This is a genomic window from Pedobacter paludis (genome assembly GCF_003173575.1).
GTDB classification, from domain to species: domain Bacteria; phylum Bacteroidota; class Bacteroidia; order Sphingobacteriales; family Sphingobacteriaceae; genus Pedobacter; species Pedobacter paludis.
This window is the reverse complement of record NZ_QGNY01000006.1, coordinates 94,033-117,579: the sequence shown is the minus strand read 5'-3', so window position 1 is coordinate 117,579 and position 23,547 is coordinate 94,033. Positions and strand designations below refer to the sequence as shown.

The following is a 23,547-nucleotide window of genomic DNA, read 5'->3' as shown; positions in this document are numbered from 1 at the left end:
AACAATAATTAGGTACAGGAAAACATGAATTGCTTATTTTTCCATCAATTTCCGCTTCAAAAATTCAGCGGTTGCTTCGCTTACTTTTAGCCCATTAGAAAATTTCATCCAATGGTGCGTATCGTCAGGAATGGCTAAAAACTCGAATTCGAACTTTTTATCTTGAAAGCGTTTAGCCAAATCTACGCTCTGACTGTAAGCCACATTGCGATCATCATCGGCGTGAATGATTAAAGTTGGAGAAGTCCAGGTATTTAAATAACTCATCGGCGATGATTCTGTTGCAAGCTTGGCCGCCAAATCGGCATCTGGAGCCACCTCCTTACCATCAGCGTTAAAATTACTAAAACGGTTGTTTACGCCATGGATATCAACCCCAGCTACGAAAAGCTTTGAATCCTTTCCTAAAGCAAGCGCCGTTAAATATCCGCCATAAGATCCTCCATAAATTCCGATTTTTTTATTGTTTACATTCGGCTGATTGGCCAACCACTCTCCTGCGGCTTTAATATCCTGATACTCTGAAGCACCTTGAGCCCCAGCATTTGCCGGTTTATGAAAATCGTAACCGTAACCCAAACCTAAGCGATAATTAACAGACAAAACGGTAAAACCCAAATTAACCAGATACTGATTTAAAGCATAATCAATTGAATAATAATCCATTGGATTCCAACCTAAAAACATTTGGCGTTGTGGCCCTCCATGTACATATAGAATTGCCGAAGTCTTTCCAGCAGATTTTTGTGGTGTAAACAACTGTCCATAAACAGTTTTTCCATCAGCAGCTTTAAAGCTTACATGCTTTGGCACCACCAATTTTTTTGTTGGAAAATCAGCCGGAATAAGCTCTTCACCGATTAATTGAATTGATTTTTTATCCGGTAAAAGTGCCGGTAAAAGTGGTCTTTGCGCTGTAGAACTTAAGCAAGCAACAGTTGCGTTATCAGCCAACATTACCGGATAAGCCTCTATTCCTTTTCCTATGCTTAAAGCTTGCATTTCTGCATGATCAACCGAAACCTTATAAATATGTCTCCTATCCAAATCATCAGCATCAGCGCCCGTGTTTGCACTGAAAACAATCTGTTTCTTATCGGTACTGAGCTTAACATTTTCTACTGCAAATTCGCCAGTGGTTAATAATAATCTTTTGGTTCCATCCGGATTTATTGAATACAAATGTGGCCAGCCGTCTTCATAAGAAGAAAACACAATCTTATCCTTTGCCCAGAGTAAATTTGCACCTCCATCAATCGATGGGTAAGAACCTCTAACAGTTTCTGGCGCTTTCCAAATCTGCTTGCCTTGATTACTTTCTACATTTGCTACCCATATTGCCCAAGGCTGATGTTTCTTAGACAAAATTGAATCGGCAGTACCGCTACTACCGGGTGTTCTTATAAACGCAAGCGTTTTTCCATCTGGCGACCAAACTGGAGCATTATCTTTAGAAAAAGCTGGCAAAACCCATTGTATTGGCGTCTCCTGATTTTCGTAAATACCAATAAATGAATGATCTACACGATTGGAAACAAATGCAACCTTTTTTCCATCAGGCGACCATTTGCAGGAACCATTGATACCTTTAGCGTAAAATAAATTTTTAGCTGGCGAAGAGCCATCAACTGGGCTTATCATAACCTGTCCAGTTTTTACAAAAACAAGTTGATCGCTATTTGGAGAAATTATCGGATTATCGCCCTCGGCAATTGTGTTTGTTTTTCCGCCTGAAAATGGAATTGTAAACACCTGCATTTTTGGCGCAATGGGCGATGACGAAGCATTTACTGGTCCGCCGTCTCTTCCACCATGATCACCGCCACGAACAAAAACAATCCATTTTCCATCTGCAGAGATAGAAAGACTGGTTAATTCCTGGCCATCATCATAATTGTAATCGGTTATTTTAGTGATTTTATAATTTGGTGCCTCAGCGGTATAAATATTTCTCTTACCTTGCTCGTTTGCTGCCCAAGCAATTTTATTTCCAACTGGAGAAGCAACCAACTGCGAAGGAAATGGATAACTTAAAACCGATTTTAAGGAAAAAGATTGCGCAAATATTTGTGCAGAAGCAAAGAGACAGATGAATAATAATAGAGATTTCTTCATTGTTTATTATTTTGAGATAAATTATAAAAAAAAGCCCTAATGTGATGAGCATTAGGGCTTGTAAAGGTGTTTTTTATAAGATTGTTACTGATCCCACCAAAGTTTGGTTGTTCTTGGAACCTCTGCCGGAACATTTGCACCATTCTTACTTCTTTCACCTTGTGGATAATCGTTACGGCGAATAAAAGTTGGCAAAGTTACGTTTACAGGAAGCGTAAAATCTTTATACTGATAATCGTAACGACGAGCATCGTTCCAAGCTTCTGGATTTAAATATGTTGCAATATATTTTTCTTTAAAAATTAAATCCTTTGTTAAAGCAGCTGCACCAACCGCCACTCTAGGATCAGCTAAATAAGCAATTCTTCCAGCATCGGTTGCAGGCACTTGAAACTTATCCATGTTCGCATTAATACCGGCTAAGTAAGCGGCGTATGCTCTTGGTTTATCCGTTGGAAGCGCAGCTTCGGCTTCAATAAACTTTAACTCGGCATATGTAACAATAAATATCGGAGAGGTATTGCCCGTCCAAGTAGAATTTACCGAAATATAGCATTCATCTTTTGTAGTGTTTGCACCTGGCAATCTGTTCCCTGCTCCATTAACTGTACCGATATAAACATTATTTACAGTCTTATCGGTAATTTTTGCAATTCGTGGATCGAGAATTCCATAAGTGGTTCCGTTTAATGCATCAATCAATTGCTCTGATAGCCAACCACCAAGAGATTGTGACGCGTTAGCAACAGCTACACTGGCCCAAAAATTACGAACGGTAAAGGTTGCCATTTGTGCATCTTCGGCATTTGATGCAAATGAACTGCTTACGGCAGATAGAACATTTGCAGCATTAAACGACGATGTTTTGCTTACTTTAATTAATAATCTAGCCTTTAATGCATAGGCAAACTTTAACCAGTTGGCACGTTCTGTAGTTGCGTTCGAGCCATAAATCAAATCGCTGGTTGCGGTTAATTTAACGGTAGCATTGGTTTTTGCAAGTTCTGTAATCGCCTCATCAATAAGCGCCATACTTTGGTTGTAAACATCTTGTTGCTTATCGTATTTTGGCGTAAAATTCGCACTGTTAAATGCTTCAGAGAAAGGAGCATCACCAAAAAGATCATTCACCATAATTAAATTATAAGCAATAAGTACATCGGCAACACCTTTGTACTCACTTGATCCTTGTGTTACGGCTAGTTTTTTCATTTCATTTGCATCTGCCATAGCAAAGTAAAGCGCATCCCAAGTTCCCGAAAAATCAATAGACTGATAGGTATCACTTGCTGCACTTGCAGATGGATTAGCCGTATACTGAACATAAGGCGTAATGGTACTGGCCACATTATAATTATTGACACCAGCTTTTGCGGTTGATGTTGCCAGTAATGATGCCAGTGTTGGAGAAGTTACCTGATTCGGGTTTTGAGCCACTTTATCAAAGTAAGCGTCTTTACAGCTTTGCAAGCCTAATGTTGCTGCTAAAGCTGAAAACAATGTGTATTTAAATATCTTTTGCATCGTAATTCTTTTTTAAAAACCTACATTAAGAGTAAACATAATTGTGCGGGCTGTTGGATAAGTAAATCCAGCTGAACCATCGTTGTTACTTGCACTATCGTAAGAACTGGATTCTGGATCTACACCATAGTATTTGGTCCATAACCATAAGTTGTTACCTGTAACAGAAACCGTAGCGTTTTTAATCGCGTTTTTAGGTAACCAGTTTGATGGCAGATTGTAAGACAAACTAGCAGATCTTAAACGTACCCATGAAGCATCCGTAACAAATGGTTCTGAAACGTTTCTGTAAAATCTACGGTAGTAACCTTCGCCATAATCTACTCCATCAGGACCGAAACGCTGGCCCAACCAAACTGCTTTTGTATTTGGTGTTCCATTGGCCAAAAATCCTTCAAAAGTTCTAAATGATCTTCTATCTGCGGTGTAATCAGGTAAACCGAAGGCTGAATAAAAATCTTCTAGCCAGTTGTATTTTTTGAAGCCTAAACGTGCATCAAATAATAAATTTAAGCTAACTCTTTTATAAGTAAAGTTGTTGCCTAAACCCATAATATACTTAGGCTGAGAATTTCCCAATATTTTTTGTTTACCACCAGAAATAATTGGAAAACCATCTGCACCAATTAACAAAGGAAGATTTTTATCCAAGAAGTTTGGATCTTCTGCCTGGCTTCCGTAATATCTATTGAAATAGGTTCCATATATATTACCGAATGATTCACCCTGAACCAGTTTCATGGTTACACCGGCATTTCCATACCCTCTTGCTGCACCATAAATAATATCAGTTGGCAGATATAAAATTTTATTTCGATTTGCTGAGAAGTTTAGGTTAACATCCCATTTAAAATCTTTACCAACAATAGGTTTACCATTTAAAACAAGCTCTACACCGCGGTTACGGATGTTACCCGCATTAATTGATGTAGTTACATAACCTGTTGCCGATGAAATTTGAGCCTGAACGATTTGATCCTTACTTAGGGAGTAATAATAAGTGAAATCGAAACCTAAGCGATTATTAAAGAATGACATTTCTAAACCAGTTTCATAGGTATTGGTAAACTCTGGACGAAGATTTGGATTACCCAAATTGGAAGCAAGTGTTAAACCAGTTGTTCCGGTTGGCAAGCCAGAGTATGGACTAAAACCAGATGAAGCAGCACCATAAATTGGTGCATCTTTACCAATTTTAGCATAAGATAATCTAAGCTTGGCTCTAGTAATTTCTTTTGGCAATTTAAATTGATCAGAAAACACGTAACTCAAACTGGCTGATGGATAGAAGAACGATCTATTATCGGCAGAAAGTGTAGAGGTAACATCTGTTCTTCCGGTTAAGGTTAGGAAAAGATAATTTTTATATTCAAAAGTTGCCTCGCCAAAATAACCCACTAACCTTTTTTGTCTGATCGATTGTGAAGTGGTAATGGTTTTCGCATTACCCAGATTGAAGAAGTTATAAATGGTTAATTGACTGCCTAAAGTACCGATATCTTTTAAACGTGTATCGTACATTTCCTGTCCTAATCTTAATGTACCTGTTAAGTCATTGGCTAATTTTGAAGTTAATGTTGCAACAAAAGTTCCATTTAAGGTTCTAACTTTTGAATTATACTCGCCATAAAAACCTTGGTCGTTATCATAAACTTGCTCTCCAGCAATGCCCATTGGACCTGGTGCAGTTCTAACACGGTTATCATTATAAGTATCTAATCCAAAACGATAAGAAAAACTTAACCATTTAGCAGGATCGTATACTAAGGATGCGCCTCCGATAAAGCGATTTACATCTCCTTTTAATTGATTGGTTTCAGTTCCCCAGATAGGGTTATTAGTTCCGAAATATTTTTGGGTTCCGTTGTCATTAATGTAATCAGCAACATCATATCTAGGCGACCAATAAGCTAAACCTTCACCAAATCGATCTGCACTATAGCTAAAGCCTCCAGAATTATTAAAATTCATATTAATTGATGCCTTGAATTTTGGACTAATTGTAATATCTGTATTTAAGCGGCCAGATAAATTTTTATAATCTGTATTAGGCATCATCCCTTTTTGATAAAACTGCGAAACAGAAGAGAAGAATTTTATGGCATCGCTTCCACCCGTAACGGAAACAGAATTTTTTACTTGTTGGCCAGTTCCAAATGCACGATCATAATTATCAAATAATTCATCTGGATGTGTTGGATCTAAAAGCTTAGCTTCTGCAATGGTAGGACCCCATGCAGGACCAATTCCACCTGGGGGATTTGTATAAACACCCAAAACGCCTTGGGTATATTCCTTTTGCACTTTAGGGCTTTTTAATACTTCATCGAAGCCATAACTGCTATTCAGGTTAACATTAAATCCGTTTTGTTTACCTCTTTTAGTTGTAATTACAACCACACCATTAGCCCCTCTTAATCCGTAAAGTGCAGTTGCAGCACCACCTTTTAAAATGTTAATCGTTTCAATATCTTCTGGGTTAACATCAGACGCACGGTTACTTACACCTCTTGCTCCATAAGCCGTGCCACCCGGGTTTGCACCTAAAGTTGATGTTGAGTTATCAATTTGAATTCCATCGATAACATATAAGGGGTCTCCAGAAATATTGGGATCGATTGAGTTAACCCCTCTTACTTTAATGTTTGCACCTTGGCCAGGGCCACCACCCATGCTTGAAATTGTTGCTCCTGCTACTTTACCTTGCAAGGCATTAATTAAGTTTGGCTGATGGTTAAAATTTAAATCGGCAGAGTTCACCGTTTGAGCTGCATAACCCAGCGATTTTGCCTGTCTGGTTATACCCAAAGCCGTAGAAATGGTTACTTCTTCTAATTGTTTAGAATCTGATGCAAGCGCAACATTAATGGTTGTTTTGTCTCCTACACTAATCTCCTTTGGTGCGAAACCCAAAAGGCTAACTACAATTGTTGCGTTATTTTGCGGTATCTGCAACGAGAAATTTCCATTCGAATCGGTAGAAGTTCCAGTTGTTGTACCCTTCACCTTCACGCTGGCTCCCGGTAAGGGTAAGCCATCATCAGATGATGTAATTTTTCCATTTATTGTTTTTACCTGGGCCATAGTGGTTTCGCCCATTAGTAAAATAAAAAGAAAAAAAATGGTTGTAAAAATTTTTCTCATAATCTACTTATTTAGGTTGTTGATTGTTAGTTAAATGCAATATATGTTTTTTTAAGAGAAATATTTTCATTTATTTTTTAGCAAATATTTAATAGCATTAAAAAAACAGGGCTTTAACTACAAATTATGATCAGATTAACCCAAAACCTATCACCGAATTACAGTAATACTTAAAATATCATAGCAAGAAGCTCTAAACAGCTAGTATTTGAAAATAAATAATCTCAGATAGTGTAAAAAATACACTATAAAAAGTTTACAAGCGCACATTAAGTCATTAAATCCATCCAAACCGGAACAAAAATTAAAGTATTTTTAGACCAAAAAAGAAAAAACAAAACGTCGGGAAGATTCATTTTTTCCTTAATTTACTGGTGCAGGTTTTATCGGGAATTCCAGTTAAACATGAAGATTGATTAGATAAAAGTCGCAAAAATCGGCAATCCAAAATGAATTTAAGCATTCAGAATTATTGTATCTTTTGTATTACAATTATTTTTTTTACCTTTAAGCACGTCCCAAACCTAATCATTCTACAGCAATGCTTTATCAATTTTATTGGGATGATTTAATCCCCATTTTTACCATAGGCGCACTTTTAATAACCGCCATTTACCATATAAATTTATTCTATTTTAATAGGATACAACTCTTGGGTAATTATAGTTTGTACTTATGGATCAGCCTCTTTTTCTTATTGCAGGCAACTGGCACACTAAACGGAAAGATTGACAAGACGCCTATTCTGCCCTACATATTGTGTACCTCAACACTTTGGTCTTCTTACCTCATCTATTTAAATTTTATCGTATCCACATTACGGCTTCGTAATAAAAACCAATCCTTTTTAATTACCTATACTAGAAAGAATTGGATTATTTTCCCTTTATGTGTATTTGTTCATGCCGCTAAATATATTGTGCCGGTTGAAATGGAACAGGCCACTTCCATTCTGGCTTTTGTATTTGATTCGGGTATTCTGTTATCGAGTATCATGATTATTTTTACCCTTTATAAGGAAAAGCGGGATGTATTCAATTCCTATATTTTATGGGGCGCCGTCTGCACTGTTTTCTTTAATACTTTCACTGCGTTTTCAGTTTATAATGGAGGCCATTTATTTAATTTTACCAGTTTAACATTCATTTCTCTGGGTTACTTTGTTCAGATTATTTTCTTTTCGCTGGCCATTAGTTATAAAATGAAAATAGATACTGAGGAAAAATATGCAGCACTGGAAAGTGCCAGCATAAAAACGATTGCCTTGGAGGCTGAGAAAAAAAAGGCATCGGAGATTTTGCTTACGCACGATTTTAATTTAAAAAACGAACGGACCAAAGCAGTTACCGAACAACGGGTAATTATTGGAAGAAAACTTCATGATGATTTAAGTGGCAGTTTAGTTTCGCTACGTTACCTAATTAGTGATTATAAAAGAAGGGCAACCACAGAAAATGAGAGAAAGGGCTTTCACGAAGTTGAATTAGAAGTCGAAAGTCTTTATGTTCAGACCAGAAATTATAGCCATCAGCTTTCTAGTCCATTAAAAACCTCCGAAGATCGCCTTTCCTATAATTTATCTGAGTACCTGAACAAAATCGAAACTCAGTTTTTAGAAAGTGGACTACTCCGGATTTACACACAGTTTAATGATTTCGAAATTGCCACCAGATTATCTGCCAATCAATCTCAGCACGTATATTTTTGGTTGAAAGAATGTTTTGTAAATACGATAAAACATGCTGAAGCAAGTAGCATTTGGATTGAAATATTTTTCACGCAACTGGATTGTGTAATCAATTTTAAGGATGATGGTAAAGGTTTCGAATTAAGCGAAAAAACTACGGGAATGGGCTTGACAAATCTGCAGAGCCGAACCGATGAGTTAAAGGGCCGGTTAAAAATTCAAAGTGATTTTAATTGTACTGAACTTCAATTAACGTTTAAGGCTAATTTCTGAAGCAAAAAAAAGGGTCACTTTTTAAATGACCCTTTTACTTTCTTATCTCTACTGTTTAACAATTTTGAATTCAGTTCTACGATTTAGCTGATGCTCGGCTTCGGTACATTTAACACCGTTGGCGCATTTGTTCAACAACATACTTTCACCGTAACCCTTTGTTGTAATTCTGTTTTTCTCAATGCCCCTATCAATAATATACTGAACTGCCGAGTTTGCCCTACTTTGAGAAAGCCATTGGTTATATTGATCATTCCCTCTGCTATCGGTATGCGAGCCCAGTTCAATCCAAATCGTTGGGTTTTCTTTCATAATCTTTACAAGTTTATCCAGCTCTACCGCGGCATCTGCCCTGATATTAGATTTGTCAAAATCATAGTAAATATTTTCTAATCGGATTGCTTTTTCCAGCTCAATTTTTTCCAAGTATAAATTCTTTTCCAGATCAGCAGATGCAGTTAAATTTTGAGTACTAACTAAAGCATTGTCACTTCTAAAGTTTGTTTTTTCACCGGTAAGGCTGTAATCGGATGATTTCTCCAAATTAAATTTAAAATCACCGCTTTCATCTGTTTGCACCCTCAAACTTTGCCCATCTTTTTTTGCCAGCGTTACAATTGCATTTGCAAGGGGTAAATTGGTTTTTTTATCAAATACCTTTCCACTTAATCTAAATGCCAAAATCTGTTGTTCGGTAAAACTATAAATATCATCATCACCTAAACCATCCGTGCGATTTGAAGATAGATAACCTGATTGTTTTCCTGTTTTAATAAACGCGAAATCATCTTGAGGAGAATTGGTTGGATAACCCAAATTTTTAGGCTCGCTTATTTTACCGCCGACTAGTTTAGCGCTAAAAATATCCAAACCGCCCATTCCTATTCTTCCATCAGTACTGAAATAAAAGTTATTGCCTTCATCAAAAGATGGGCTTCTCTCATTACCTTCTGTATTTATTTCCTTTAAATTAATCGGCAATCCCCAATCTCCAGCATCAGTTTTCTGACTTACGTAAAGATCAGTTCCACCAACGCCATTGCTCATGTTAGATACAAAATACAGGGTATTTCCATCAGGTGTTATAAAAGGATCGCCAACGGAATATTCATCAACCTTATTATATTTAAAACCAACGGGTGTTCCCCATTTTCCATTTGCATCTTTTTTGCTCGAATAAATTTCGATGTTTATTGTGGCCAGCTTCCCATTTACATAAGCAGGCTTTTTTGGAATGCGTGTAAGTGTAAAATACATTTCCGAACCATCTTTGACAAAGCTTGCCGGACCAACGTGATAATCGGTTTGAGCATCAATTGGAAATAAGGAAATGCTATCCGTTTTACTGTTCTGAACATACAGCTTTAAATAATGATTTCCGGTCCATCCATAAATATTTTTGCTCGGAAGCTTGGCTCCATCGAACTTCAAAAATGGACGATCTGCATTCTGAGCATTTGTTGCTCCTCTATCGGAAGAGAAAACGATATCATTCTGGTATTGAACAGAACCCCAATCTGATTTAGGTGAATTTAGTTTTTTTTCATTATTGATGGCAACAGTTGTTGGGTTTTTCATCCAAAGCATTGCCGAATCGCAACTTAAAAGCCATAGATTTTGTTGCTTTGCTTTAATCTCTTTATTTAATGAAGTGTATTTTTCGAACTGGGTTTTAGCTTCTGCGTACTTTGAATTATTTTGTAAAGCTTTAGCATAATGAAGTGTGTTTTCTGAACTACTTCCTGGCATTGCAACCGCAATGGCATACCAGCTTTCTGTTTGTTTATAATTATTAGTTAAAGCATAACACTCACCTAAACGCTCTGCAGCGTATAAAGTTGCTTTCTTTTTGTATGCTTGCTCATATAAATCTATAGCTTTTGTATAATTAAAAAGCTGATACTGAGCATCTGCTTCTTTTAATACATATTGTGCTTTTGAAGGCAAACACGTAAAGAAAAGCGCTAATAAAATGGCCAGGTTAAGTAAAATTTTCTTCATTATATTGATGGTTAATCTATTGGTTCACAATGTTAAATTAGCAAATGATTATAATTTTTTTTATAGTAAATATTATTATTAAAAATATCTAGGCGTTAACATTCTGGCGTTTTTTCTATTGAAGAAATAACCGATGGAAATCTCATGCGTACCGCTGCTATATCCCTGCAGGGGGCCGATAGAAAAATCGTAGGCATAGCCTATCCTCAGATTCTGGGTCGGGAAGAGCTGGATGGCCGCAACTGCGGAATTCAGGTTGCTCAGATCTTTCTGGAGATAGGATTTGCTGTAAAGCTTTACCCCGGTGCGGTAGGATCCTCCGATCCAGAACTTTTCCGCAAGGATAAAGAAGGCATTCAGATCAAGGCTTGTCGGCCCGCCCCGATCGTCCTTCAGCAGAAAGGAAGGCTTCAGCAGAATATCCCTAGAAAGGGGAACGAGCATTCCCGCCGTAAGGTAATAATGGGGCTTTGGCTGGGCGATAAAGGCATACCGATCGATGTCGATATACTGGGAAACCAGGTTATCGGCTGAAAAGCCGGCATAAAAACGGTCGTTGGAAAAATAAACGCCTGCCCTAGCATCGGGAACAATGGTGCTCTGCATGCCCACCGGCTGGTTTACCTCGAAGTCGTTCGGGTTGAGCAAGGCGCCATCAATACCAAGCTGTACGATTCCAACGCCCAGACCAAAGGCCAGTCTAGAGGTTCCGTCGGCATTCACCGGGATGCGGTAGGCATAGTTTGCATAGGCAGAGAGGTTGCGCTGTGCGCCGAGTTTATCGCTGGAGACCTGTAGCGCAAGCCCCACGTTTCCGTCGTTCGCAATGGCATCAACAGCTACGGACATGGTTTTCGGCGCACCTTCAATGCCCGTCCACTGTGTACGGTAAAATGCATGTACGTTTAACTGTTCCTTGTAACCGGCATAGGCCGGATTGATGTAAATGCCGTTAAACATATACTGGCTAAACTGCGCATCCTGCTGGGCGTGGGCCAGTTTAGTAAAAATAATTAGTACTGTAAATATTAATATAATCCTTCTCATTTTCCGTTGTATTATTCTGGCAGGGTGTTTTCATCTCTTGATTAAACCGTTACCAATTATTCCTATTTCTTAAATGCTCTAATTAAAGTGATGTAGCCTTTGAAGATTACCCACTCAGAACTTCCTGCACGTTTAACTTTTAACAGATAATAGTAAGTGCCTTCGTTTAAGCCTTCGCCCGTCCAGTTATTTTGGTAATTGCTTGATTTATAAACTTCGTTACCCCATCTATTAAGGATTACTAAATCATTTTGTGCAAATTGATTTAAACCTCTAATCTCAAAAGTATCATTCGTTCCATCACCATTTGGCGTAAATAGATTTGGCACACGAATTTCAAAGAAATCAGTTTGAACACTTACCGTGGCAATATTGCTATAATATCCGTATTGATCTTTAATTCGATAAGTAAAGCTATCCGTTCCTGTATAGCCAGGATTTGGCGTATAAGTAACTGTTCCATCGGCATTAATTTTTAATGTACCATTGGCTGGCTGATTAACAATTTCTACGGTAACCGTTGTTGTTCCAGGTGTATCATTAGCCAGAACCGGAATTACAACTGGTTTATTGGCTTTTGTTTCGGCATTATCATCAACGGCAATTGGCGACTTTGGTACAACCGTAACTGTTGGTGTATTATTGGTTTCTGTTGTGCCCGAAACATCAGACACGTCATTTCCATTAGGATCTTTAGCCGTTACCGTTGCCGTATTGGTAACTTGACCTGCATCTTTATCACCCTGTGTTAGAATGTATTTTTCTGTTATAACAGTTGTTGCCCCGGGAAGTAAACCACTTGGCAATACAATTGTCTTATTTGTTATTCCGAGCTTTGCATCTGTTAAAGTAAGGCTGAACAAAGTTACGTTACCTGCATTTTTAATCGTAAACGTATAAGTAATGTAGTTATCAGTAACTATACCTGTTTTAACAATTGATATGGACGGATTTGGAACAAATTTTACAACTGTTGGCGTATTGTTTGTTTCATCTGTTCCCGAAACGTCTGTTACATCGGCTCCTGTTGGAGACTTAGAAGTTACAGTTGCCGTGTTGGTTATTGTACCCAAATCCTTATCTGCCTGTGTAAGTGTATAAACCTCGGTATCGGTCACAGTTGAACCCGGCGCTAAGCCCCCTAAAACTGCAATAACCTTGTTTAAACCTAACTTCGGATCGGATAATGTAATGGAATACAACGTTACATTACCAATATTTTTAATGGTAAATGTATATGTAATTGTATTTCCATCAGGACTAATTACCCCAGTTTTAACTAGGCTTATTTTTCCAGCTTCTATAATTTTAACAACTGTTGGATCATCAACGGCAGGTGTATTTGGATCATCAGATTTTGGATCAACTACCGGATTCTCTTTTGGATCTAAACCTGTTGCTGATGCCTGATTACTGAAACTTCCGCTATTGATTTCTGTTTGTGTCAAGGTATGTTTTGCAGTTACCATGGCTGTTGCATCTGGTGCAAGACTTGCAATAGTTGCTGGCGTAATACTGCCTGCATCTGCTCCCGTATCTGTAATTGTAATGTTTTTTAAGGTTACGTTTCCAGTGTTCTTTACAACTAGTGTATAGTTAATTACATCACCAGCTTTAGTTCCTGTATTATTTGCAATCTTGGTAAGCGTCATCGATGGTGATGCAATAATCGGAGTTACTGTTTCATCATCTGGTGCAACTGTTGTTGGATCATCCGACTTCGGATCTGTTACCGGAACATTGCCTGGGGCTGTGCCTCCAGCTGATGCTTGATTACTAAATTTACCGGCATCTACATCTGCTTGTTTTACAGTATGCTTAGCATTTACTGTTGCAGTTTCTCCTGGAATAATCGACGCGATAATACTTGGTGTGATGCTGCCCACATCTGCTCCTGTATCTGTTACCACAATATTCGTTAAGGTTACGTTACCTGTGTTTTTAACAATCAAAGTATAGTTTATCACATCACCTACTTTGCTAACCGTATTGTTTGCAACTTTAGTCAATGTCATCGACGGGTTCGGTGTTACCTGAGTTACCGTCGGATCATCAACTTCAGGAGTATTCGGGTTGTCAGACGGTTTATCAGGTGTAGTCGTTCCGCCAGGCGTGGTCGCTTTCACAATCGCCTGGTTGCTTACTTTACCCGCATCAAGATCTGCCTGCGTTAATATATGTGTAGCTGTTAAGGTTACCTCAGCGCCCGGCGCAAGGCTTGCGATCGGCGAACCTGTTACTGTTGCGTTCGCATCTGTTACGATGATGTTGCTCAGGGTTACGTTACCCGTGTTCGTTACTTTCAGCGCATAGGTAATTGTTGCGCCAACCGTGTTCGGTACTGTTCCTGTCACCACTTTCGTGAATGTCATCGACGGGTTCGGTGTTACCGGAGTTACCGTCGGATCATCAACTTCGGGAGTATTCGGGTTGTCAGACGGTTTATCAGGTGTAGTCGTTCCGCCAGGCGTGGTCGCTTTCATGATGGCCTGGTTGCTTACTTTTCCCTCATCAAGATCTGCCTGTGTCAATAAATGTGTAGCCGTTAAGGTTACATCAGCGCCCGGCGCAAGGCTTGCGATCGGCGAACCTGCTACTGTTGCGTTTGCATCTGTTACGATGATGTTGCTCAGGGTTACGTTACCCGTGTTCGTTACTTTCAGCGCATAGGTAATTGTTGCGCCAACCGTATTCGGAACCGTGCCCGTTACCACTTTCGTGAAAGTCATCGACGGGTTCGGTGTTACCGGAGTTACCGTCGGATCATCAACTTCAGGAGTATTCGGGTTGTCAGACGGTTTATCAGGTGTAGTCGTTCCGCCAGGCGTGGTCGCTTTCACAATCGCCTGGTTGCTTACTTTACCCGCATCAAGATCTGCCTGCGTTAATATATGTGTAGCTGTTAAGGTTACCTCAGCGCCCGGCGCAAGGCTTGCGATCGGCGAACCTGCTACTGTTGCGTTTGCATCTGTTACGATGATGTTGCTCAGGGTTACGTTACCCGTGTTCGTTACTTTAAGCGCATAGGTAATGGTTGCGCCAACCGTATTCGGAACCGTGCCCGTTACCACTTTCGTGAATGTCATTGACGGGTTCGGCGTTACCGGCGTTACCGTCGGATCATCAACATCCGGAGTATTCGGGTTGTCAGACGGTTTATCAGGTGTAGTCGTTCCGCCAGGCGTGGTCGCTTTCACGATCGCCTGGTTGGTTACTTTACCCGCATCAAGATCTGCCTGTGTTAATACGTGTGTAGCTGTTAAGGTTACCTCAGCGCCCGGCGACAAGCTTGTGATCGGTGAACCTGTTACTGTTGCGTTCGCATCCGTTACGATGATGTTGCTCAGGGTTACGTTACCCGTGTTCGTTACTTTAAGCGCATAGGTAATGGTTGCGCCAACCGTATTCGGAACCGTGCCCGTTACCACTTTCGTGAAAGTCATCGACGGATTCGGGGTTACCGGAGTTACCGTCGGATCATCAACATCCGGAGTATTCGGGTTGTCAGACGGTTTATCAGGTGTAGTCGTTCCATCAGGCGTGGTCGCTTTCACGATCGCCTGGTTGCTTACTTTACCAGCATCCAGATCTGCCTGTGTTAATACATGGGTAGCGGTTAATGTTACCTCTGCTCCCGGCGACAAGCTTGTGATCGGTGAACCTGTTACTGTTGCGTTCGGATCTGTTACGATGATGTTGCTCAGGGTTACGTTACCCGTGTTCGTTACTTTAAGCGCATAGGTAATCGTTGCGCCAACTGTGCTTGGTACCGTGCCCGTTACTACTTTCGTGAAGGTCATCGAAGGTGTTTTTGGTAATGGCGTAATCGTACAGCTCGGACAAGCAGGGTCAACAGGTGTTGAAGGATCTGTCGGGTTGCCGTTTGTCGAAGTTGCTGTTACGTTATTGTTGTTCGGGTCTTTTCCTGTTGCCGTAGCCACATTGTAAGCCCCGCCTTTATCTACATCGGCCTGGGTTACGGTGTAATCTGCCGTGAATGCAGTGCTGTTGACAGCACCCGGAGCCAGTGTGATCGGGCCGCCGCTTACCGCAACCTTCGGATCGGTAATAGTGATACCCGTAATGGTGGTATTGCCCGTGTTGGTTACCGTGAACGCATAGGTTACATGGTCGCCCGCATCGGCCCTGCCGTTAGCGTTTGTATCTACGAATGTTCCTATTTTAACAAGTGTTAACGTACTTGTTTTAGGTAACGGTGTAATAGTACAGGTCGGACAGGTCGGATCAACAGGTGTTGAAGGATCTGTCGGGTTGCCGTTTGTTGAAGTTGCCGTTACGTTGTTGCTGTTCGGGTCTTTGCCTGTTGCCGTCGCCACATTGTAAGCACCCCCTTTATCTACATCTGATTGTAGGATCGTGTAATCTGCCGTGAATGCAGTGCTGTTGACAGCACCAGGAGCCAGTGTAATCGGTCCGCCGCTTACCGCAACCTTCGGATCGGTAATGGTGATGCCCGTAATGGTGGTATTGCCCGTGTTGGTTACCGTGAACGCATAGGTTACATGGTCGCCCGCATCGGCCCTGCCGTTAGCATTGGTATCTACGAATGTTCCTGTTTTAACAAGTGTTAATGTACTTGTTTTAGGTAACGGTGTAATCGTACAGGTCGGACAAGCCGGGTCAACTGGTGTTGAAGGATCTGTCGGGTTACCGTTTGTCGATGTTGCCGTTACGTTATTGTTGTTCGGGTCTTTGCCTGTTGCCGTAGCCACATTGTAAGCGCCGCCTTTATCTACATCCGATTGTAAGATCGTGTAATCTGCCGTGAAAGCACTGCTGTTGCTTGCACCCGGTGCCAGTGTAATCGGACCGCCCGTTACCGTAACTTTTGCATCGGTAATGGTGATGCCTGTAATGGTGGTATTGCCCGTGTTGGTTACCGTGAACGCATAGGTTACATGGTCACCCGCATCGGCCCTGCCGTTAGCGTTTGTATCTACAAAGGTTCCTGTTTTAACAAAGGTTAAGGCAGGACAATTAGCTGTTACCAGAACTGCCGCAGCAGCTGATGAGGTACAATTGTTCGAATTAGTAGCAATTACATCATATGTTCCTGCTGCTAATCCCGTAAAAATACCAGTAGAATTTGTTATTGTCGCTGTAACAGGACTTGTTCCTGTTACCGAATATGAAGTCATTCCTGTTGGTGCAGTTACCGTGATAGTTCCTGTTGACACTGTACAGGTAGGCTGTGTTAATGCAAGTGTTGGTGTTGCAGGTAAAGGATTTATTGTGATTACCGCATTACCTGTCATGGTTACCGAACAAGCAGGTGTAGTTGTACCCGTTGCAAGCACGGTATAAGTTCCTGCTGCAGTCTGATTTCCGAAAGAAATCGCCGAGCCTGTTCCCGCAACCGCCGTGCCTGTATTAACGCCGTCGATTTGTAATTGGTAGCTGATTCCTGTTTCAGAATTTGCTAATCCAACAGGGAAACCAACGCCCGAACCGGCGCAGGTTGATCCGCCACCTGTTACGGTTTGAGCAACCGGTAACGGATTTATGGTTACCACAACCGGCTTAATATCCATACAGGTTGCCGTGGTTGCCTTAATATAATAAGTACCACTCGTTGCTACTGCATTAGGATTTGCCAGAGCTATTGTTGCTGAAGCATCTGTATAATAAGATAAAACTGTACCTGTTGCACTTCCTGCTATTACCGCAGGTGCTGTTAAATCAACAGTTGCCGGCGCACAAACTGTTGCAGGATTAGTAATCGTTAATAAAGTAGTTGGATTTACGGTGATGGTTTGTGTATGGCTTGAAGTATTACCTACTGCATCTGTTGCAACCCAAGTTCTGGTTATCGTTTGTGTGCTTGTACTCGGTACAAAAACAGCTGGCACCTGCGTGTAAGTTACGCTGGCCGTACTACAATTATCTGTTGCAGTTAACACAACCGGTGCCGGAATAGCATCACAATTTACTGTTACATCACCCGGAAGAACTGGTGCCGTATAATCGTAAGAAATTTGAGATAAATAAACGCTATTGTCTGCGTTGGCTCTCGTTATATAAGCTAAAACAAAACTGTTAACAAAATTCGGGCTTGGAACACTTACATTTATCCCACCTGTCCTAGTTCCCGATAGGGAACCGATAGTGTAAGCGTTACTTGCACCATTAATTGTAGGCGTTGTACTTGGGCTAGCACTTGGCGCTGTATTCGTTGGTGCAGGAACCGTTCTTAAAGGAACCATCGTGATTGGCTGCAAAACCCCATTATTGTAGGCCCTTGCTTCCACCTTCGTGCCCCCATCGATATCCAGTAATGAAAAATTCAAGTTGGTTACCGATTGATCAAAGTTCATCGTCAATGAACGTATCGGATCACCCAGGTTACTAATAAACAAGAGTTTATCATTTCCATAAGCTGCAGGACCTGTAGCATCTGCGGTGTAAAGAAATGCCGGAGCGTTTTGCAACTGCACTTGACCTCCTGAAACAGACTGGCTGATTTTAACCCTTTCATTAGCTAAAGCACCTGTTTCTATGTTATTGTAGGTTTGAGGCAAAAAAAGTGGCGAAGCACTCGCATTACGAAAATCTATTTTTACATTTTTAGTTTCAGTTCCCAAAGGAGATACAAATACAGGTAACGTTGTATCCTCCTCAATTACATTAAAGACATTAGAAGCAAGACTTGTACAAGAACCTGATGAAGTTACCACAGTATAATTTCCTGTACCATTAGCCGTATAATTTTGACTTGTCGCTCCAGAAATCAAATTGCCGTCTTTATACCATTGGTAAGCCGGTGCTGGTGTTGACGTTAAAATTACGCTACCACCGCCCGGGCAGATGGTAGAACTACCTAATGTAGCTATGGAAGGCTTTGGCAAAACCGTTATAGCCAATGTACTGGCGGTACTTGTGCCACATGCAGTGGTTACAGTAACACTTAATGTACCTGAGGTTGCGTTTTCGGCAAAATTAATGCTGATATTATTTGAAGTAAATGTAGCAAGTGTTGTATTTGCAGTACCACCCGAAGCAAAAGATCCGGAGTATGTCCAACTATAGCTGATGGCACCGGGCACGGCTGGTACCGAATAGGCCACGCCCGTAGCTGGAGGCAATACACAATTTAGACCAGTTATCGGTCCTGGTATTGTAGCTAATGCCGGTGCTGTATTAATTACCGCATCAGCAGATGCTGCAGAAGAACAAGTTGTTGCAGTGTTGGTTACGATAAATTTATAAGTTGTGCCTGCTGGCAAGCCCGAAATGGTTGTTGTTGCACCGCTACCCGTTGTCGTGGTGGTTGCCGGTAAAGTAGTAATGGTCCACGCCCCTGTCGGCAATCCGCTAAGCGCTACACTACCCGTTTGTACCGCACAGGTTGGTTGTGTAATAGCTCCAATCGTTGGCGAAGTTGGTAAAGCAGTAACTGTTACATTAACAGCAGCAGATGCTGCACTTGGACAAGTGTTACCGTCAGTAGTAATCACGCTATAAGATCCAGTTGCTGTTGCGGTATAAGTTTGATTGATGGCACCGCTTATAGGGTTTCCATTTAAATACCATTGATTTCCTGAAGTTGCTGATGAGCTTAACGCCACGTTGCCACCTGCACAGAAAGTAGTTGAACCACCTGCCGTGATTGTTGGAGTAGCAGGTAATGGATTAATGATGATAACTGCATTTCCGGTCATTGTAGCTGAACATGCAGGTGTAGTCGTTCCCGTTGCAATCACCGTATAGGTTCCTGCGGTGTTAAAATTACCGAATGTAATTGCAGCACCCGTACCCGCAACAGGAGCACCTGAGTTTACGCCATCAAGTTGCAATTGATAATTTACATTGGTTTCAGACCCTGATAAACCTACAACGATACCCGCACCACCCAATCCGGCACATTTCGTACCGCCACCGGTTACTGTAAAAGCAGTAGGTAAAGGGTTAACGGTTACCACAATCGGCGTTGAAGCCACTGTAGAACAAGTACCCGTTGTAGAAATTACCGTGTAACTTCCGGAAGCATTAGCTGTGTAAATTTGGTCGGTTGCTCCTGATATAGGATTGTTATTTAAATACCATTGATTTCCTGTTGTAGCAGATGAAGTTAATACCACACTTCCACCGGCACAAAAAGTAGTAGCTGAACCGGCAGTAACTGTTGCTACCGAAGCAGGATTAACGATGATTTTCTGAACGTGAACAGTGGTATTACCCGAACCATCGGTAGCCGTCCAGGTTCTTGTGATGGTCGACTGACCTGTACCCGGTGTATTTGCAGCAGTTGTTTCAGTTGGTACTACGGTAGCCGTTCCGCAATTATCCGTAGCCAATAAAGTTGGCGCCACCGGAATCGCATCACAAGTTACCGTTACATCTGCAGGTAGAGTTGCCGCTACCTGGGTATTTACGATATGTTCGAAACTTAAATCTCCGAAATCATAGCTGCTTCCATTTGTTTCACCAATTCCTAAGACTAAAACTAAAGAATCAACTGGACCAGCAACGTCTACATTTATACCTGCCTTACGAAGATTACTTTGAGTAGTTTCTCCCCATCCGCCTACGGCGCCAATCAATGATGTATTCGTTGTGCCATTATTAGAGATAACAATACTTGAGCTGCTTGATGTAGCCGGCAGCTCTAGTTTACTTACAGTCACATTCGTCAATGTTCCGTTGTTATAAGCTTTAAAAGTCAACGGAACTGTGCCATCCAAATCATATAATGAAAATTTTAGGTTTTGGATTTTCTGCGGGAAGGTTAATGTGTTTGTTCTATTTTGTGTATTGCTGCCAGTTACAGCAAATACAAGTCCACCATTTCCGTAAGGAGCAGGTGCCCCTGTTGGACTTGTTATACCAAAAAATGTATTACTACCATTAATTGACTGATTCACAGTAACCATTGCGGCACCGGAGCCAATAGTCCTAGGGAAATTTCCAGTGATCAAATTGGTTTCAGCGTCATAATCGATGTAATCACTCACCACCTGCGTTCCTGTAGAGGTAACAAAAACCGGTGCAACATTATCCTGTATGGTAACTGCAATGGAATTAGAATTTGCCGAAGTACAACCATTTGCAGTTTCCACCACGTAATAGGTACCTGCAACTGTTGCAACATAATTTTGATTGGTTGCTCCAGCGATTGCACCTGCACCATTGTACCATTGGTAAGTTGTCGCAGGTGAGGCCACTAAAGTTACACTTCCACTTGGACAAAGTATTGTTGGCCCAGTTGCTAAAATTACCGCAGTTGGTGTTACAGGTTGTGCATTAATAGTTGCGCTTGCCGAAGCAAGTGACACACAGGTACCAACGGTAACAGTGAATGTATGACTACCAGCAGCAAGGTTCACAAATGTTGCAGTAGAACCAGTACCGGTCATAGTGGCACCTCCATTGCTATCTGTAATTGTCCAGTTACCAACTGCCGGTAATCCGTTCAATACCACACTTCCCAGAGCGGAACAGGTAGGCTGAGTTATAGCACCCAATGTTGGTGCAGTAGGTTTTACAGGTAAAACGCTGATATCATCAACCGTAAAATCATTACCCCAGGCGCCGGCTGTTAAACTTGCTACTGCGATATCGATACTGGTTGTTGTTGCTGTAAAATTTAAAGTTACTTGTTTCCAGGCAGCAGGTGGATTTGCATTGGTAATTGTTCCGGATGCTGCATTAAATAAAATGGCACCGGTTGTCGGATGCAAAACCTGCAACCCGATATTCGGCAAACTACCGGCATTGATGTCTGCACTACGTACCCATGCAGAGTAAGTGTAAGCCGTACCAACAGTTAAGCCGGTGAGCCTTTTTTGATAAACAAGTCTTGGCTGTCCTGTCGCATTTACACCCAGCATTCTGCCCGTACCGGAAGTATGATCGGTAAAACCGGTTGTATATTCAACACCATTTCCCGAAGCTAAATCACCGGTAATTAAATTTGAATTATTTATTAATCCGTAGTAACCGTAACCCATTGCCGAAGCAGTGGTACCATTTAAGGTCGGTGCTCCGTTATGGTAACCGCTGGAAATAGTTGGCGAAGCATAGTTTGCTTGGGTTGTACCAAAGTTTTCCGTAAAACCTGTCGTACAATCGGTCGGCATTGCAAATGGTATATCATTAACATTTGCATAAACAACATGAGTAGTTGCATTTGCGGCGACTGTTATGGTAGTTGTTTTTGCAGCAACATCCGTTGTTCCTGTAGGATCGGAAGCGATACTTTGCAACCTCCAGCCTGATGGCTCTGTAGCTTCTGTTATGGTATAGGTTCCCGGTGCTACTGAAATTAATACTGAATTATCGTTATTTGTACCCGTTGCTCTGATGCGCTCATCATCAATCCAGTTGCTAGTAGCTGTTCTGGTCATGATGCGATTTGGACGCACACGAGTATTGCCATTGTTTACATCGGTAATACCCACACTTGCCCAAAATTGATTATTTGGACCACCAGTTACATTGAAACCATACATTCCCTGAACATCATCAGTCCATGTCACAGTTCCTCCCGGTGTACCACTCATTTTTTTATAACCAGCGATTACTGTTCCATCTTCTGTGATGGCCATATCATCTGAATTGGATGACCCCGCTCCTAAATTTATAGAAGCACCCGCTGTAACATCACGGTAAAAAATAGTTGAACCAGCTGTAGTGGTGGCACCAACTACGTAATACAAGTTATTGGTTTTTGGAACAGCATCTACTCTATGTGAAGGTGTACCAAATATTACTGTCCATACTGCAGGTAATGCAGCCGTTGTGCGTTGATAAATATCACCGTTTTGAACAGAGGCGTATTGACGACCTCCTGAGCCAAATGGCAACCAGTTATCCGAAACATCGTAAACAATACCTGCGGGTAAATCTCCTGTGATATCGGTTGTTGTACCATCAGCTGCAACGGAATAAACACGTCCTGTAGTACCGCTTGCTGCATTTGTTGAGTAAATCGCCGTACTTCCAATACCTCCGTCAATTGCTCTGGGTGAACCCAATGTAGTAATTGCATTCCATGTTGAACTGTTCACATCACGATAGTAAACCTTCCAGTTTGTAAAAGCGGCATCACTCTGTATGCGGGCTAAAGCCCATAATCTGCCACTTTGCGAAGCACCCAAATCTTCACTGCTTAAAAAGTCAGTTTGATCATTTAAGGTGTAATTTTGATTGAATATGCCTCCTGCTACATTGAAAGTGAAATTAGGACTTGCCTCTTCATTCGTAGCTTGGTGGTGTAGGTAGATATAACCATTCTGCGCCTCAGCCTTATTTCCAAAAGAAAGAATAAATGTAAAAATTGCAAGGATATATATATTTAACGCTGTATTTTTATCAAAAACCTGTCGGGTTGAGCTAAAACTTTTAAAAAGTGTATTAATGCTTTCACGTAAAATTGTATTCATATTTCTTATTCAATAATGATCACTTACAATTAATTGCCAGATTTTGCATCAGACAAACAATGGTTACCGGATTATCCAGTAGAATTAGTTAAAAGTTAAGATTAGATAATTTGGCTATGACCGACAGAAACCTGAGATAAAAAAATACAAATAGGCTGATTTTCGAACGTAACGTTAATTAACTAATGGCTTGTTAAAAATTACATTTATTATGCATGCATATTTTTAACGTATTCCATAAGCCAAAAACCAATCCAAATTGTTACATACGCTTTTTAGATCATTCAGAGCAAATTACCATGAAATCAGGGTAATGAATGGGGAAAATAATTCCCGTATTGGGGAAAATCAAAA

Annotated in this window: 7 protein-coding genes; 1 reads left to right on the top strand and 6 read right to left on the bottom strand. The window is 40.9% G+C overall.

Annotated elements, in window-relative coordinates; all coding sequences use genetic code 11:
* Positions 1 to 33 precede the first annotated feature (33 nt).
* From DF947_RS16665 to DF947_RS16655, 3 genes are all read right to left on the bottom strand, one after another.
* The gene (locus DF947_RS16665; protein ID WP_109931188.1) at positions 34 to 2,115 is read right to left on the bottom strand and encodes a S9 family peptidase; all 2,082 of its coding nucleotides are present in this window, start codon (positions 2,113 to 2,115) and stop codon (positions 34 to 36) included.
* An 84-nt stretch (positions 2,116 to 2,199) separates the two neighbouring features.
* The gene (locus DF947_RS16660) at positions 2,200 to 3,639 is read right to left on the bottom strand and encodes a SusD/RagB family nutrient-binding outer membrane lipoprotein (RefSeq protein ID WP_109931187.1); all 1,440 of its coding nucleotides are present in this window, start codon (positions 3,637 to 3,639) and stop codon (positions 2,200 to 2,202) included.
* Positions 3,640 to 3,651: 12 nt separating this feature from the next.
* Entirely contained in the window at positions 3,652 to 6,783 is a 3,132-nt protein-coding gene (locus DF947_RS16655; RefSeq protein ID WP_167398026.1) for a SusC/RagA family TonB-linked outer membrane protein, read from the bottom strand.
* A 541-nt stretch (positions 6,784 to 7,324) separates the two neighbouring features.
* On the opposite strand from DF947_RS16655, the gene DF947_RS16650 reads away from it, so the two are divergent.
* Positions 7,325 to 8,743, top strand: a complete 1,419-nt coding sequence (locus DF947_RS16650) for a sensor histidine kinase (protein WP_109931186.1) — start codon at positions 7,325 to 7,327, stop codon at positions 8,741 to 8,743.
* 48 nt (positions 8,744 to 8,791) lie between these two features.
* Here the strand turns inward: DF947_RS16650 and DF947_RS16645 are convergent, their stop codons facing one another.
* From DF947_RS16645 to DF947_RS16635, 3 genes are all read right to left on the bottom strand, one after another.
* Complete coding sequence (locus DF947_RS16645) at positions 8,792 to 10,744, bottom strand: OmpA family protein (RefSeq protein ID WP_109931185.1); 1,953 nt, start codon at positions 10,742 to 10,744, stop codon at positions 8,792 to 8,794.
* A 78-nt stretch (positions 10,745 to 10,822) separates the two neighbouring features.
* Positions 10,823 to 11,791 (bottom strand): PorP/SprF family type IX secretion system membrane protein, encoded by a 969-nt coding sequence (locus DF947_RS16640; RefSeq protein ID WP_109931184.1) that lies wholly within the window; start codon positions 11,789 to 11,791, stop codon positions 10,823 to 10,825.
* Positions 11,792 to 11,853: 62 nt separating this feature from the next.
* On the bottom strand, positions 11,854 to 23,193 hold the full coding sequence (locus tag DF947_RS16635) for a DUF7507 domain-containing protein (RefSeq protein ID WP_109931183.1): 11,340 nt from the start codon (positions 23,191 to 23,193) through the stop codon (positions 11,854 to 11,856).
* Between the last annotated feature and the right edge of the window lie 354 nt (positions 23,194 to 23,547).

Bases quoted from the DNA above. Each gene is read 5' to 3' on its own strand.
- DF947_RS16655 (WP_167398026.1), bottom strand. From the start codon at position 6,783: ATGAGAAAAATTTTTACAACCATTTTTTTTCTTTTTATTTTACTAATG.
- DF947_RS16635 (WP_109931183.1), bottom strand. From the start codon at position 23,193: ATGAATACAATTTTACGTGAAAGCATTAATACACTTTTTAAAAGTTTT.
- DF947_RS16665 (WP_109931188.1), bottom strand. From the start codon at position 2,115: ATGAAGAAATCTCTATTATTATTCATCTGTCTCTTTGCTTCTGCACAA.
- DF947_RS16650 (WP_109931186.1), top strand. From the start codon at position 7,325: ATGCTTTATCAATTTTATTGGGATGATTTAATCCCCATTTTTACCATA.
- DF947_RS16645 (WP_109931185.1), bottom strand. From the start codon at position 10,744: ATGAAGAAAATTTTACTTAACCTGGCCATTTTATTAGCGCTTTTCTTT.
- DF947_RS16660 (WP_109931187.1), bottom strand. From the start codon at position 3,639: ATGCAAAAGATATTTAAATACACATTGTTTTCAGCTTTAGCAGCAACA.
- DF947_RS16640 (WP_109931184.1), bottom strand. From the start codon at position 11,791: ATGAGAAGGATTATATTAATATTTACAGTACTAATTATTTTTACTAAA.